14 protein-coding genes are annotated in these 14,286 nt (G+C 73.6%); all 14 read right to left on the reverse strand.

Annotated features, from left to right (window positions below; translation table 11 throughout):
• Positions 1-174: 174 nt before the first annotated feature.
• A complete protein-coding gene (locus CUT83_RS28975) occupies positions 175-648 on the reverse strand; it encodes a hypothetical protein (protein ID WP_101258760.1) in 474 nt (157 codons plus the stop codon).
• A gap of 158 nt (positions 649-806) precedes the next feature.
• The gene (locus CUT83_RS28980; protein ID WP_206282686.1) at positions 807-1,703 is read right to left on the reverse strand and encodes a RhiA family protein; all 897 of its coding nucleotides are present in this window, start codon (positions 1,701-1,703) and stop codon (positions 807-809) included.
• A 223-nt stretch (positions 1,704-1,926) separates the two neighbouring features.
• Positions 1,927-2,604 (reverse strand): esterase/lipase family protein, encoded by a 678-nt coding sequence (locus CUT83_RS28985; RefSeq protein WP_420882507.1) that lies wholly within the window; start codon positions 2,602-2,604, stop codon positions 1,927-1,929.
• 155 nt (positions 2,605-2,759) lie between these two features.
• Positions 2,760-4,163 (reverse strand): FAD-dependent oxidoreductase, encoded by a 1,404-nt coding sequence (locus CUT83_RS28990; RefSeq protein WP_101258762.1) that lies wholly within the window; start codon positions 4,161-4,163, stop codon positions 2,760-2,762.
• Between the two features lie 178 nt (positions 4,164-4,341).
• Positions 4,342-4,605: a hypothetical protein gene (locus CUT83_RS28995; protein WP_101258763.1), complete on the reverse strand. Its 264-nt coding sequence runs from the start codon at positions 4,603-4,605 to the stop codon at positions 4,342-4,344.
• Complete coding sequence (locus CUT83_RS29000) at positions 4,602-4,853, reverse strand: hypothetical protein (RefSeq protein WP_101258764.1); 252 nt, start codon at positions 4,851-4,853, stop codon at positions 4,602-4,604. The genes CUT83_RS28995 and CUT83_RS29000 overlap by 4 nt, the downstream gene beginning before the upstream one ends.
• 84 nt (positions 4,854-4,937) lie before the next feature.
• Positions 4,938-5,789: a peptidoglycan-binding protein gene (locus CUT83_RS29005; protein ID WP_101258765.1), complete on the reverse strand. Its 852-nt coding sequence runs from the start codon at positions 5,787-5,789 to the stop codon at positions 4,938-4,940.
• 98 nt (positions 5,790-5,887) lie between these two features.
• Positions 5,888-7,345: a phage tail protein gene (locus tag CUT83_RS29010; RefSeq protein WP_101258766.1), complete on the reverse strand. Its 1,458-nt coding sequence runs from the start codon at positions 7,343-7,345 to the stop codon at positions 5,888-5,890.
• Positions 7,346-7,490: 145 nt separating this feature from the next.
• The gene (locus CUT83_RS29015; protein WP_101258767.1) at positions 7,491-8,201 is read right to left on the reverse strand and encodes a hypothetical protein; all 711 of its coding nucleotides are present in this window, start codon (positions 8,199-8,201) and stop codon (positions 7,491-7,493) included.
• Positions 8,202-8,204: 3 nt separating this feature from the next.
• Positions 8,205-9,305: a hypothetical protein gene (locus CUT83_RS29020; RefSeq protein ID WP_101258768.1), complete on the reverse strand. Its 1,101-nt coding sequence runs from the start codon at positions 9,303-9,305 to the stop codon at positions 8,205-8,207.
• Positions 9,302-10,429 (reverse strand): hypothetical protein, encoded by a 1,128-nt coding sequence (locus CUT83_RS29025; RefSeq protein WP_101258769.1) that lies wholly within the window; start codon positions 10,427-10,429, stop codon positions 9,302-9,304. Before CUT83_RS29025 ends, CUT83_RS29020 begins: the two co-directional genes overlap by 4 nt.
• A gap of 70 nt (positions 10,430-10,499) precedes the next feature.
• Positions 10,500-11,465: a phage distal tail protein gene (locus tag CUT83_RS29030; RefSeq protein ID WP_101258889.1), complete on the reverse strand. Its 966-nt coding sequence runs from the start codon at positions 11,463-11,465 to the stop codon at positions 10,500-10,502.
• 25 nt (positions 11,466-11,490) lie between these two features.
• Positions 11,491-12,834: a hypothetical protein gene (locus CUT83_RS29035; protein WP_101258770.1), complete on the reverse strand. Its 1,344-nt coding sequence runs from the start codon at positions 12,832-12,834 to the stop codon at positions 11,491-11,493.
• 91 nt (positions 12,835-12,925) lie between these two features.
• On the reverse strand, positions 12,926-14,140 hold the full coding sequence (locus CUT83_RS29040) for a phage tail family protein (protein WP_101258771.1): 1,215 nt from the start codon (positions 14,138-14,140) through the stop codon (positions 12,926-12,928).
• Between the last annotated feature and the right edge of the window lie 146 nt (positions 14,141-14,286).

The following is a 14,286-nucleotide window of genomic DNA, read 5'->3' on the forward strand; positions in this document are numbered from 1 at the left end:
GGCGGAGACGCCCGGACCTGCGAGGGCTTTCCGTCAGCGACGTCCTACGCGGCTCCGGTCAGACCGTGCAGGCGGGGGACATCGGGCGGCGATGGGTGGACGAGTCGGAGGTCGGGGGGCAGCGGCATGGGGCACCGTACAGAGCAGAGCAGGACCGCTTCGCTGGTAGGCGCGTCATGCGTCCGGGACAGCTCGCCCCGCCGGCTGCCGAAAAGTCCACAGGAAAGCGCGTGATTCGGCCACCTCCTCCGGGCAACCCTGTCTGCACAGAACCCTGGCTCGCCGAGTCGCCTCCAGGTAGTCGCAGTGAAGCAGTTCCCTGGTACGGCAGGAGTACATCCGGCGCTGGTACTGCCGGTGGACGGTCTGCTTCGTCCGGTAGAGCCAGCCCGCGATCTCCGCCCAGGACGCGCCGCGCCGGTGGGCCTCCGCGACCAGCACCAGCACGTCATCGTCCATGCTCCGCCTGAGCTGGTCGACGCTCCTGAGCGTGTTCAGCACGATCGGCAAGGCGTCGTCCTCCCGCTTACGCATGTCGCACTCGGTGGAGACACTTCGTCTGATCTGGCCGCGGGTCCCGCTCACCAGCCACCAGCCCGGCCTGCTGGGGGAGAGATAGGGCCACAGTTGGTCGTCCGTATACGTCACGGAGGACAATCCTGACGATCACGCTCCTGTTTCCCGGAAACCCGAGGCGGTTTCGCCCGGATCGTCAGCATGCCCTGACGGTCTCCAGGATTTTCCCGGGGGGCGGGCGCCCCGGCTCATGCCTGGGCAGGGGCGCCCGCCCGGTTCCGTACGGCAGGTCACGAGTAGGCGATCGTCCAGTTCCGGCCGTCGAAGGTGCAGTCGGCCCTGAATTGGCTTGCGGAGAACATCACCTGCTTCGGGTAGTACAGGACCGATGTGTTGACCACCTCGCCCGGCTCGTAACTGCCGAAGGCCACCCAGTACTGCGGGTGGATACCGAACTGGATGCCACCTTGCGGCCCTGTGGACTGGGTCGGCCGTACGAAGGTTCCCTGCCCGTACATGCCGATGCCGACCGACCCCTGCTCGCTGCTTCCGTTCCCGGGGACGTTGTCGGCTTCGTGGATCAGCAGCGTGCCGGGGCTTCCGCTGGCCGATGTGGGGCCGAACTCGAACCCGCCGTCCACGTACTGGAGCGTCACCTGGTTGTTGTCCGTGAGGTCGGCCGGGATCGCCTGTCCGGCCTGGTAGTTCACGCCCGGCTTCAGCTGCCCGTTCTGACCCCAGACGAAGTTGAAGTCCAGCGTCCAGGTGTAGGTCACCTGTGTGCCGGCGTGACACGTCTTCGACAGCCACGCCAGCGACACAACGTCCGACGGCGCTGCCGGGTCCTGCTGGAAGACGATGGCCCGGCTGTTGTCGATCTGCGATCTGTTGCGGATGGTGATGCTGTACTGGGTGCCGGACGTGCCCACCGTAGCCGCGCTGCTCAGGGCCATCGCGTCCCCCCACACGAGGTTCCAGCTGGTGCTGCGGCTACCCGGGACCAGGGCCCGCAGCTCGTTGAAGAAACTGGTGTGGTTCACACTGCCGCTGAAGTAGACACGCTTGGCGGAGTCCTGGTTCTCCTCCACGATCTCGGAGACCTTGCCGTCACAGCGCTCCATGGCAGCCTTGATGACGGCGTCGCTGGGTGGATTGTTCTGCTGCCTCTCGATGAGGACGAAGTTCATCCTGCTTCCTCCTGGTGCGGTGCGGACGTGCCGGCGTACCCGGAAACCAGGGCAGGGGTTTCCCGCCCCGGGAGGCCGGGGAGCGCCGTGTGCTCCAGGACAGGGATAGACGCAGCGAGCGGAGGACAATCACCACAGGCCGGACTCGTCACCTCGTGCTGACGGCCAGGCCACCGCGGGGACGTCCCCGCTCCGGGCGGGGCGGGGACGTCCACCCGGGGGGTCAGCTGTCGACCGTGTCCCGGACCTGGCCGTAGACCGTGGCGTCGCTCAGCAGGCCCGAGTGCGACAGGCAGGCGGTCCTGGTGTTGACCGCGCCCGACAGGGCGACGCTGCTGTCGGGGTTGATGACGCTGTCGCAGGGCGACCACCAGGTGGCGTAGCGCGCCGAACCGGGTGTCTCATCACCGGAGTTGAGTGAGTTCAGGAAGCTCGACCCGATGCGCATCTCGGTGCAGGAGGTCTGGAAGCACCAGTTGGCCGTGTCGGTGCCGTGGTTGGGGCCGCCGAGGGAGACCCAGGCGTCGATCTTCGCCGCGCCGCCGAGGTTCTTGGCGTAGTGGCGCGAGGAGAGGCCGCCCATGGAGTGGGTGATCACATCGACCTTGCTCGCCCCGGTGGCGGCGAGCAGGCGGTCGACCTCGGTGGCGAGTTGCTGGGCGGTGGTGGCGTTGGACTGGCCGGTGTTGTACGTCCACTGCTTCAGGTGACTGGTGGGCCAGCCGTCGGCGCGGAAGCGGTCGGCCATGGTGTTCCACGTGGATCCACTGCTGTTCCAGCCGTGGACGAAGAGGATCGGGTTGCTGCCGGGGCCGTAGGCGGAGGGGGACGCCTCGGCCGCCGCGGCCGGGGCCTGGAGGGTGAGTGCGAGCGCGGATGCCGCGATTGCCGCGACGGTCAGTGACTTCTTCTTCACTGTGACCTCAAGTGGATGTGGAGGGAAGGGGGTTGGAGGCGGTTGCGCCGTGGGATCGTGGGGGGGATCGCAGGTTACTGACCGGTCACCGGCGCCGGGCAAGACCCGTGCACGCCTTTCCTGTCGCGTACACGACTTCTCTACGACTCCGCGCCCACCGGCCCGCCGGCCCTCCTCGGCGCGCGCAGTACGCGCAGCACGTGGCCGGGCGACATCAGCCGGGCGGGCGGCTGGAGCATGTGGGCCACCGACAGGAACGTCCGGCCCAGTACGGGGTCGGCGGAGGCCGCCGCGCGGTAGCGGGTGAGGTACCGGTCCAGCAGCCCGTCGGCCGGGCCGCGCCTCCCCTCCGCCTCGGGGAAGCGCAGGTCACCGCCGGCGGCCAGCAGCCACGGGGTGTCGACGACCTTGGCCGCGGCGCGGAAGAAGCTGCGCGGCAGTCCGTCGGCGTCCCGGCCCCGGTCCCGCTCCCGGGCGAGGAGCGCGCGCAGCACGATCGCCTGCTGGGCCGCCGCCGTCATGCCCTGGCCGTAGGTGGGGTTGAAGCTGCACAGGGCGTCGCCGGTGACGAGGAAGCCGCCGAGGTGGCGGTCCAGCTTCTCGTAGTGGTGACGCGCACTGGCCGGGTAGCGCATCCTCACCGGCTCGTTCAGTGGCTCGGCCGTGCGCAGCACCTCGGCCACGTCCGGTCCGGGCAGGGACTCGGCGTAGGCCAGCATGCCCGCCTCGTCGGCCGGGGGCTCCTCGCCCAGCAGGCCGAACAGGACGACCGCGAATCGGTCCTTCCGTTCCGAGACGATGGCCCCGCCGCGCGGCAGTCCGGGGAAGGGCACCAGCGCGACGCCGCTGCGGCCGCCGATGTGGTGGGGTTCGCGCCGGAAGTGGCGGGTGACGTAGACGACGTCGGCGCGTACCCGCGTCTGCCTCGGCCTGGGGTATCCGAGCTCCTCGAGCCAGACCGGGGCCCGCGAGCCCCGGCCGGAGGCGTCGACGAGCAGGTCGGCGGGGATCGTCTCCTCTTCGGTGTCCTTGGTGTCCTTGGCGCGCGGGCGCACCCGGATTCCGGTGACCCGGCCGCGGCCGGGCGTGGTGACCGGGCCCAGCACCTCCGTCCCCTCCCTGATCGTGACGCCGGGGAGCGCCGCGACGCGTGCGCGTACGTGGTGCTCGACCTGGGGCCGGCTCGCACCGTACGAGATCACCCCGGAGTGCGCCGGACGCAGGAGGTGGCCGTCGAGGTACCAGTGAGCCTCACCCTGGGTGTCCGCGCGGGTGGCCCCCGCCGCGAGCAGTTCCTCCAGGAAACCGGGGAACAACTCCTCCAGCGCCTGCGCGCCGCGGGCGAGCAGTACGTGGAGCTGCCGGCTCTGCGGTACGCCGCGGCGCGGGGCCGGGTCGGCGGGGAGCGTGTCCCGGTCGAGCACCGTCACCCGCTCATAGGCGTCGGCGAGCGCGCGGGCCGCCGTCAGCCCCGCGAGGCCGGCGCCGATCACCACGGCGTGGGACCGGTCCGACGGCCGGGCTGGTCGGGGGGTGGGGGCCATGGTGGGAACTCCGTTCCGTACGGGGGCGGTTCAGCTCCGGTCCGCGGGGCGGTGCGACACGAGGGCGGCGACCTTGTGTGTTCGGTCCGTTCCTTTCCGTACCCGGGGCCGCCCAACCCCGCCCGCGCGGGCGGGGTGAACGCGGCGCGGGCGGGCGGGCGCGGGCGGGACGGGGCGCTCAGCCGCCGGTGAGCTGCCAGGCGCCGAGGGCCAGGCCGCCCACCGCCGCCAGTGCGGTGATGCTCGCCAGCGGCCACCGGGAGCGCTCCAGCGCGTCCAGCCGCGCCTCGTGGTCGGCCAGTTGCCTGTCGTTCTGGTCGCTGCGCTGGACCATCAGGGCGAGCGCCCCGTCCACCCGGGCGAAGCCGGCCTCGACCGTGCCGCGCAGCCGCTCCAGTTCCACGGCGACGGCGACGGGGTTGTTCGGTTCGGTATCCGTCATGCGCGCTCCCCTCCGCCGTCCGCCGCCGGAGGACCCTCGGGGGAGGTGCGCAGCCAGACCGGCAGCAGAGCCTGCACTCCGGGCACGGCCATCAGCCGCGCGAGCCCGCCGGCGGCGGCCAGGGCCCCCGCCACCCAGGGCAGCGTGCGCGGGATCCCGGCCGCGTCCACGGCGGCGGGGAGGACGACGGCCAGGCCCACAGCGGTCTGCACGACGGTGCGCAGGGCGCGTTTGGCCTCTTGTGACATGGTGTTTCCTTTCCTTCCGCGTCTTCCGCGACCCCGCACGGGAAGCCCGTGCGGGGTCGCGGCGCGGTGCCGGCGGCGGTGTGTTCAGGACACCCGGGGGACCCGCAGCGCCCGCCACGAGGTCTCCCCCGGCCAGCCGTCGGCGTCGGCGCCGGTGAAGCCGAGCCTGCGCTGCCATGCGGCGTACGAGCGCCGGTCCGCGTCCGTCCACTGCGGCCCGGGGCCGACCGCGTATTCCGAGCAGCCCTCGGCCACCAGGCGCCGCCCCATCGCGGTGACGATCGGTGAGCGGGGCCGGGTGCGGAACCACCGCGCCCCCGGGTACGGCTGGTGGGCGGGCGGGGACGCGGCCAGGAGGCGGGCGATGCGCGAGCGCATCCGGTCCATGGAGAAGCCGCGTGGGTCGATCTTGGTGCGGGTCCACTCCTTGTGCGCGATCACGGAGCGCTCGTTCCAGCCGTGGGCGCGGCACACGGCGGCCGCCGCCCGTGCGATGGCCTCCAGTTGCTCCTCGGGCCAGGGGTCCTTCCCGTCGCCGAGGTTGACGGCCTCGAAGCCGTAGAAGCGGGCGTTGCCGTCGGTGTCGTCGTTCAGCGGACGCGGGGTGGCGGTCTCGGCGATGACGGAGCGCAGGACGCGGCCGTCGCCGAGTCCTGCGTGGTTGGCGCGGCCGGCGCCCACCAGGTGGACGGTGCCGGCCTTGTCGATCACGCCGTGGCACAGCGGGCCGGGCAGGCCGGCGTAGCCGTCGTAGCACAGGTCGACGGTGGCGGCGGTGCCGCGGGTGACGGTGTGGTGGATCATCACTCCGTTCACCGGGCCCCAGGCGCCCTTGTGGTTGCGGTGGTGGCGCCGCCAGTCGCGGTGCTCGGCGGTGTGCAGGTCCTCGTCGCGCAGGGCGGCGAGCAGCCGGCCGGGGGTCAGCGGTACTGCCATGGGTGCCTCCGGTACGGAAAGGAGCCCCGCGCCGGACGGCGCGGGGCTCGGGCGGACTGTCGGTGCGGACTGTCGGTGCGGGCGGACGGGACGGGTGCTCAGGACAGGGCCGCCCAGATCGCGTTGGAGTCGGCGACCACACTGGTCGGGTTGAACGAAGTGGGCAGCGAGGTCTGCCCGGTGCTCGACAGCCGCCCGTGCCGGATGAACGCGCCGGGCATCCGGGCGCTGCCGGCCGGGGCGTTGCCGATGCTGGCGCCGCGGGCGAAGGCGGGCCCGTCGTTCTTGTCGGCCGGGCCGTTGACCAGCAGGGCGATCCAGTAGTTGCCGGGCTGGGCGGCGTAGGGGGCGCCGAGCGGGATGACGATCGTGCGCCCCTCGTTGGCCGGGATCACCTGGGACAGCGGCGCGGTGACCCCCACCCGCTGCCCGGCTCCGGTGTACAGGCCGGCCCAGGAGTTGGCGCCGAGCGTGCCGCCGACGTAGCCGGGTGTGTAGAACACCACGTTGGAGACGGTGTGCGGGGCGTGCAGCGGGATGCCGATGAGGTACAGCCAGCCGTTGATGCAGTACTGGGCCGAGGTCGCCGCGGTGGCGGCCGGGTCGAAGGACCAGCCGGCGAAGCCCATGGCGGCCGGCGACCAGGTGCCGGCGGCCGAGACCGCGTCGACGTAGGAGCGGCGGGCGAGCTGGTCTCCGGTGGCCGGGTCGGCGGGGACCGAGGGCGGGACGGTGAACGTCTTGGCGCCGCCGACCGTCTGGCCGCCGTCCAGCAGGACGGCCCGGCCGGCGGGTACGGCCGAGACGTCGCCCGCGCTCAGCTCGACCGTGCCGGTGCGGCCGTTGACGGAGAGCACCGGCGCGTCGCCGGCGGCCAGGTAGCGCCCGTCGGCGGTGGCCTGGTCCAGCGCCCCGACGTCGGCGGCCGTCAGCACCACCTCGCCGGTCAGCCCGTTGACGGAGGCGACCGCGCCGCCGGTGCCGGCCGGAAGCTGGCCGGCGGGCACCAGCCCCTGGGCGTCCAGTGTGGCGACGCCGCCGGGGGCGCCCGCCGAGGCGGCCGGTACGGCGGCCACGTCGGCGGCGTCCAGGACGATGTCGGCCTCGGTGTGGCCGTTGACCGACCGTACGGCGCCCGGCTCTCCGGGCGGTCCGGCCGGGCCCGGTTCTCCGGGCGGTCCGGCCGGGCCGGGGACGGCGACGTAGTCGGGGGCGGCGGGGTCCACCGGGGCGACGTCGGCCAGGTCCACCTGCTGCTCGGCGGCGGGCAGCACGATCTGGTAGCTGCGCTTGCGGCCCACCCCGGAGAGCTGTTCGGTGACGGTGTAGGTCCACTGCGCCGGGTTCCAGCCCTCTGCGTCGGTGGCGGGCAGGACGGTGCTGATGCGGCCCTCGGCGTCCAGGGCGGCCACGGTCGGCCCGCCGAGGATGACGTCGGTGGCGGCGTGGGTGAGCAGTGCGGGGGGACGGAACTCGACGGTGCCGGTCATCGGCCGCCCGTCGGGGGTCAGATACCGCGCGGTGACGGTGACGACGGGTATGGAATCGGGCAGCATGCGGATGTCTCCTTGCTTGTCGTTGCGGGATGCGGCGCGGGCACGGCGGGCGCGGCGCGGGTACGGCGGGCGCGGCGCGGGTACGGCGGGCGCGGCGCGGGTACGGCGGGCGCGGCGGCGGCCGGCGGTGGCGGGTGCCGGCCGGTCAGGACTGCACGCCGTACAGGGCCAGCGGGCGGCAGCGCACGGTGCCCCCGGCCGCCGCCCTGGCCTGCACCTCGAAGGTGACCGTCGCGCCGTAGTCGGCGCCCAGCACCTCGGTGAACTCCAGTCCGTCCGGCCCGCCCGCCGGGCCCACCTGTCCGCCGTCGCACAGCAGCCGCACCTCGGCGCCCTCGGGTCCCTCCGCCGCGATGCGGCAGTGCAGCCTGGGGTGCTGGACGATTCCGGGGCCGCGGAAGAGGGTGGTCCAGGAGGTGGCCGCGGTGGATTCCCAGCGGCTGACCGCCACCGGTGCGGGCAGCGGGTAGGGCACGTAGGGGCGGGCCAGTCCGCGGCGCCGGGCGTCGTCGGCGACGACCACGTTGCCCTTGCGGTCGAGGATCTGCACCGGCTGGTCGGGCAGGGTGTCCGGGCTGCCGGTCCACACCGTCAGCGCCAGGGAGCCGTCGTCGCGGCGTACCACCAGGCCCTGCTGCGGCTCGCCGCCGGCGCGGTCCGGCTGGACGCGGCCGAGGTAGAGCAGGTCCTCGCCGCCGGGGGTGCGCACCCGCAGCCGGCCGCCGTCGCCGATGACGACGTCGCCGCCGCTGATGCGGTTCATCGGCGGGCTGCTGTTGGCGCTGCCCATCAGGTCCCGCACCTGCCGCTCCAGCTCGCGCAGCCGGTCCAGCAGGTCGGTGGGGATGATCGCCACCGGTCAGGCTCCTTCCAGGTAGAGGGTCGCGGTCTCGGCTTTGGCGCGCTGCGGCGGGGTGACGGCCAGCCCGACGATCCGGTACCGGCCGTCGGCCCCCTCCGGGTGCCACAGGTCCCGGATGCGCAGCCGCAGCCGGGCGCCCAGCAGGGCCGGGGAGATCCGGCCGTCCATCAGCACGGTGATCTGCGGGATGGTCTCCGGGCGGCGGTGCCGGGCCAGTTCGGCGCGGGCCAGGGAGTCCAGCACGGCCTGCTCGCGTACGGAGGTGTGGTCGGAGCTGGACTCCAGCCGCGGCCAGCCGCCCGCGATGTCGTCGGCGTCCACCCGCCGCGCGGTCAGCGGCACCGACTCCTGGGACTGGTCGGAGTTGGCCGACTCCCCTCTGGCCACCCATACGTTGGCCTGCACGGTGGCGTCCGAGGGCAGGCTGTAGGTGAGCACCGCGCCGGGGTGGTCCAGCACGATGTCGGCGTGCCCGGTGTGGATCCGGGGGTGGCCGAGCTGGAGCCGTTTGACGCGGCGGCCCTGTGCGTCGCGGTGGCAGTGCACGCGCCACTCGAAGCCGTCGTCCAGCCTGGCCAGCTTGTCGATCAGCTCCCGCACCCGGGCCAGGTCGGTGTAGGAGTAAGCGAAGTCCCGCCGCACCCCGGACACTTCGCTCCCGTACCGCAGGCCGATGTCGCCGCCCGGCTGCGCCTGTACGTGGTCGACGAGCGCGCGGACGATGTCGAACTGGTCGGTGGCCGTGCCCACCACGTCGCCGGAGAGGATGCGGTGGTCGAGGTAGGAGTCGAAGGTGGCGGCCTGGAACTCGGCCTTCATCCGCCCCTGTTCGTCGGACTGCGGGGTGCACGTCCACAGCACGCCGCCCCACCGCACGTCCCCGTCGCGCTCCAGCCAGACCGCGGTGCGGCCGGGCCGGAGCGCGGCGCGGGCCCGGCGGGCGAGCGCCTCGTCCGGCAGCGGGACGGTGGCGGTGAGCGAGCCGGGCTTGCCGATGTAGTCGTCGTACTTCGCCTCGGTCAGCGGCAGTACGTCCACCACACGGTCGGTGCGCAGGTCGCAGAAGACGGCGCGGTGGACGGCGGTGCGCCCGCTCACTCGGCCGGCTCCGCGGACTCGTAGACCAGCGTCCCGGCGATCTGGGTGCCGGCCGACCAGTCCCACGGGGTGACCGCGTCCACCAGACCGCTGTGGGCGGCCACGGTGCCGTCGAGGTCGCCGGAGGAGACCTCCATCTCCAGGTGGTCGGCGGTGGTCAGGCGTATCCGGGCGATGCGCCGGGCCCGGGTGCCGTCCTGGAGTCCGGCGAAGCCGGTCGCCTGGCTGGCTCCGGCCGCCCGGACGGGCAGCGAGAAGCGCCAGTTGTCGCCCGTCCCCCCGGCGCCGAAGACGGTGGTGGAGCCGAAGTGGACGTAGAAGGAGGCGTGCACCAGGGTGCCGGTGTGCACATAGCGGCACTCGAGGGTGGCGTTGCCGAACGAGGGGGTCCTGGCGCCGGTGCTGGTGGTCCAGCGCGGCGTCCACTCCCGCCACCTGGGGGTGGGCGGGTAGGGCTGCCAGGCGGTGCCGTCCCAGCGCTGGAGGCCGCCGGCCCCGACGTCCCGGTACTGGCCGGGGTAGCTGCCGGGGATGTCCCTGGGCCAGTCCTCGGGCACGATGCCGCCGACGGCGACGGTGGCGCGGCGCAGGTCGCCGACGGCCGAGTTCCAGTCGATGCCGCCGGTGCCCTCCGAGGCGCCCGCGGGCACCAGGACTGTGGCCAGGGCGAGTGCGGCGCGCGGGGTGGCGGGGGCCTCCGGGGTGGCGGCCGGGGTGCCCTGGACGATCTCCACGGCCGCCTCGGTGCGGCCGGAGGAGGTGTCCTGGGTCTCGTCGTACACCCGCAGCACCACCAGGTCGATCCGGGGGTTGTCGGGGTCGCCGTCGGCGAAGGTGACCGGGGTGTACTCGGTGAGGGCGACGGGGTAGGCGCCGGCGGACTCGTCGCCCTGGACGACGGCCCGGCCGGAGGCGACCGTGGCGGTCATGCCGGCGGACTGGCCGTAGACGTAGAGCCCGGACAGCGCCCACGCGCCGTCCGGGGAGCCGGGGATCACACCGTCGCGCGAGGCGAGCTGTCCGGCCGGGGTCATGGTGCCGGTCGGGGCCAGGCGGGTGTCGGCGCGGGACTGGCCGGCGCCGTCCTCGGTGCGGTTGAGCAGCCATGCGGTGCGCACGGGCATGGGGTTCCTCCTGTGGATCGTGTGGATCGTGGTGGGTTGTCGCGGTGCGGGTGCGGCGGCGGGCCGCCGGTCACCAGTGGGCGTCGCGCCAGCGCACGGTGACGGTGGCGCCGGGGTCGGGGACGGTGTCGCCGGAGCGGAAGGCCAGCGGGGTGGCTCCGGGCTCCAGCAGGAACAGCTGCTCGGGCGCCGAGCGGGCGGTGGCGGTGTACAGCCGGGAGGCGGTCCCGTTGAGGACGACCGTCCCCGCCTGGGTGTCCACGGTCAGCACCTCGCCGGCGGCGAGGGTGATGCCGTAGCTCAGCCGCAGCCCGTCCGTCAGCCGGGTCAGCGACGGGCGGTGCGCCGGGCCGCGGAACTCGATCACCGGGTGCGCGGCCGTCTCCCCGGAGTTGTGGGCGGTCACGGTGCCGGTGGATCCGGTGGTGCCCCAGTCCAGCGGCCAGACCAGGCCGGCCTCCGCCCCGGTGCCGGGTCCGGGCTCGGGGGCGCCGGGGGCCGTCCAGGCCAGGCCGCTCTCCGGCTGCGGCAGGCGCAGTACGGCGCGCTGCTCGCGGACGCCGAAACGGCGCGGGTCGGTGGCCACCCACTGCAGTTCGGCCCTGGCCGCGCCCTGCACCACGTAGCCGCGGTCCTGGGGGACGACGCGGCGGCTGACGCGGGCGCGGCAGGCCAGCGTCTCGCCGTGCAGCCGTACCGCCAGCCACCGCTCGCCGCCGTCGGGGACGGTGGCGGCGCGGAAGCCGCGCATCGTGCCGCGCGCCTGCCCGGCGGTGTCCGGCAGCAGCCAGACGGTCGCCGAGACGGTGCGCGGTTTGGCCCAGCGCGCGCCGGGCCAGGCGCCGTGGCGGTCGGGCAGGGCGACGTCGCCGGTCTCCAGGTCCGGCAGGTCGTCCCAGCCGGTGATGCCCTTGGCGTCGATCTGGTAGGGGGTGCCGGGGCCGAAAAGAGCCCCGGCCCACTGGATCTGCCCGTCGCGGGTGATCAGTGAGCCGGGGGGAGTGTCCTGGCCGTTGTGGAGTTGTCCGGTGTCGATCACGTTCGGTGTCCTCGCTTCCTGTTCACGGTGCCGCTCCCGTCCCCGCGACCGCCTCCGCGACCGGCACCGCGGCGCCCGGCTGCGCGGGGCGGGCGGCGCGGGCGAGGAAGAGCAGGTCGTCGGCGACGCCCAGCGGTCCGCGTTCGGCGGGTTCGGTGTAGTGCTCGATCCGTCCGCCCCGCATCCGCGCGGAGGCGGTGTGGCGGGCGGCGCGGTCCATCAGCCGGCGCAGCGCGGGCAGCGGCAGTACGGCCTCGGCCTCGCCCGCCTCGGCCACGACCGCCGGAACTCCCCCGCGCCGGGGCAGGGCGACGCCGCCCGCGGCCAGTTGCGGGATCCTGGAGATGTTCACGCCGAACTTCTTGCCGAGGACGCTGAAGCTGAGGCTGTTGAGGCCGTCGATCAGCCAGTTGGCGAAGGCGATCAGCCCGTTGATCGGCGCCTTGAGGACGTGCAGCACCAGCTGCATGCCCGACTCCAGGAATCCGGCGATCCCGCCCAGGACGCGGCGCGTCGCTCCGGCGACCCGGTCGAACCCCTTGCGGGGCCCGGTGGTGAGCCAGTTCAGCGCCGAGCGGACGGCACCCCTGATCCGGCCCATGGTGCGGCCGGCGATCGAGCGCAGCGCGCCGCCCGCCGAGGAGACGGTCCTGCGCAGGGTGCCCATGGGGTCGCGCACCATGCCCGCCAGCCACTTCACCACCGCGGTGACGACCGTGAGGTAGCCCCGTACGTAGCCGGTGGCGATCTTCACCACCGTCCGCACGGCGGGCTCGATCACCTTGGCGACCGTCCGCACGCCCTGCGCCAGGGCCGCGCTGCCCTGCTGGATGATCCGCTGCCCGGCCTCGGACCGCGCGGCGGCGTCGACCAGGTAGAGGACCAGCGGGGCGACCAGGGAGAGCGCCAGCCCCCAGGGGTTGGCCTTCATCACGGTGTTGACCAGTTTCATCACCCCGGCGCCCAGGCGCAGTCCGATACCGAACACGCCGCCGAGCCGGCCGAAGAGGCCGGCGCCCTTGGAGATGCCGCCGGAGAGCGTCGCCGCCTGCGCCGCGCCGCTCCTGATCCGCTTCAGCTCCCGGCTCGCGGCGGCCGCCTTGGGCCGGGCCGCGGTCAGTTGCGGGTGCGCGGCGCCCGCCCGGCGCCCCAGGCCCGCCAGTCCCTGGCCGGCGGCCCCGGCCGCGGGGAGCGTGCGCCGCAGTTCGGCCGCGGAGCGCTGGGCGGATCCGCGTACGGCCGCCGCCGCCCGCTGCGCGGCCCGCACCGCCCGGGTGTTGGCGGCCAGTGACTGGCGGGCCTGCCCCAGCGCTCCGCCGAAGCCGGCGAACGCGGGCCGGGCCAGGGCCAGTTGGTTCAGCGGCACGGCCCTTCACCTCCTTCCGTTCTCCCCGTTCTCCCCGTTCTCCCCGTTCCTTCCGCTCCTTCCGTCCCCGGGTGTGGTGCGCGCCCGGCCCTCATCCGCGGGCCTTGGCCAGGAGCATCAGCGCGTCGGCGGTCCGCTGCGGGTCGCCGGTCTCGGCGGCGTAGTAGTGCTCGATGTGCAGTCCGCCGGCTCCGGCCACCGCGGCTCCCGTGCCGTAGGGCCCGGACGCGCCCCGGCCCGCCCGGGCGGCGGTCAGTCCCAGCAGCGACCCCAGCTTGGACAGCGGCAGTACGGCCTCGGCCTCGCCCGCCTCGGCGAGGATCGCGGGCACACCGCCGGAGCGGGGGGTGACGACACCGCCCTCGGCGAGTCTGGGGATGGTGGGCAGGCTGACGCCGAAGGTCTTGCCGCCGACCATCGGCACCCAGCCGGGGATCGACACCCTGATGCCGTTGATGCGCCGGATCGCCCGGTTGATGATGTCGATGACGCCGTTGACCGGCCCTCTGACGCCGTTCTTGACCTTGCCGAAGGCCCGTGAGGCGATGCCGGAGAGCCGGCCCCAGATCTGGCTCATCCTGTCCCGCACGGCGCGGAAGGCCGCCGGGATCGTGGTCCTGATCCAGTTGACGACGGGCTGGACGACCTTCCTGATGCCGTTCATCACGGCGCCGATGGTGTTGCGGACGGCCCGGACGGCCGTGGTGATGACGGCCTTCCAGATGGCGAAGTAGGTCCTGACCACCTTCACGATGACCTTGACCACCACCGACACGGCCGTCCTGATGCCGTTGAAGACCGACTTGAAGATCCTGCCCAGACTGCTCAGCAGCGGCCCGATGACCTTCATGGCCTTCTTGAGGACCTCGCCGACCACGGTGAAGACCTTCTTCATCACCCGCTGCATGGTCCTCGACTGGGTGGCCATCGCGACGATCTTCTCGATGACCGGTGTGAGCAGCGAGAGCAGCATCCCGAAGATGTTGCCCTTCATCTCCTTGTTGAGCTGCTTGAACCCGCCGGAGGCCTTCTTTGCCCCCTGCTGCATCCGCGTCATCTGCGGACCGCTCTTGACGGCCTCGCGGCCCAGCTTGGAAACGGAGAGGGCGGCCCGGTCGGCCGCCCTCTTCATCGTCGTCAGTTCCCTGTTGGTGTTTCTCGCGCCGGTGGTGATCCGCGTGACGCTCCGGTCCGCGGCGGCCGCCTGCCGGCCCAGGCCGGTCGCGGCCCGTCCGGCCGTGTCCGAGGCCGATTTGAACTGCCGCAACGTGCCCGAGGCCCGTTGCAGCGCACTGCTGAGTGACATGGGTCTCCTTCGTCGGTCGAGGGCCGGCCGGGCCCTCCGCGGAGTTGTTCCTCGTTTCCCGGCCGTCCTCGGGTCCGGTTCCGCTGCGCCGGCCGTCCGCCCCGCTTACCTCGCCTCCCAGACCGCGACCGCCCCGTCCGAACGGC

Source organism: Streptomyces barkulensis, assembly GCF_002843305.1.
GTDB lineage: Bacteria > Actinomycetota > Actinomycetes > Streptomycetales > Streptomycetaceae > Streptomyces > Streptomyces barkulensis.

Bases quoted from the DNA above. Each gene is read 5' to 3' on its own strand.
- CUT83_RS28995 (WP_101258763.1), bottom strand. From the start codon at position 4,605: ATGACGGATACCGAACCGAACAACCCCGTCGCCGTCGCCGTGGAACTG.
- CUT83_RS28990 (WP_101258762.1), bottom strand. From the start codon at position 4,163: ATGGCCCCCACCCCCCGACCAGCCCGGCCGTCGGACCGGTCCCACGCC.
- CUT83_RS29040 (WP_101258771.1), bottom strand. From the start codon at position 14,140: ATGTCACTCAGCAGTGCGCTGCAACGGGCCTCGGGCACGTTGCGGCAG.
- CUT83_RS29010 (WP_101258766.1), bottom strand. From the start codon at position 7,345: ATGCTGCCCGATTCCATACCCGTCGTCACCGTCACCGCGCGGTATCTG.
- CUT83_RS29005 (WP_101258765.1), bottom strand. From the start codon at position 5,789: ATGGCAGTACCGCTGACCCCCGGCCGGCTGCTCGCCGCCCTGCGCGAC.
- CUT83_RS29025 (WP_101258769.1), bottom strand. From the start codon at position 10,429: ATGCCCGTGCGCACCGCATGGCTGCTCAACCGCACCGAGGACGGCGCC.
- CUT83_RS28980 (WP_206282686.1), bottom strand. From the start codon at position 1,703: ATGAACTTCGTCCTCATCGAGAGGCAGCAGAACAATCCACCCAGCGAC.
- CUT83_RS29000 (WP_101258764.1), bottom strand. From the start codon at position 4,853: ATGTCACAAGAGGCCAAACGCGCCCTGCGCACCGTCGTGCAGACCGCT.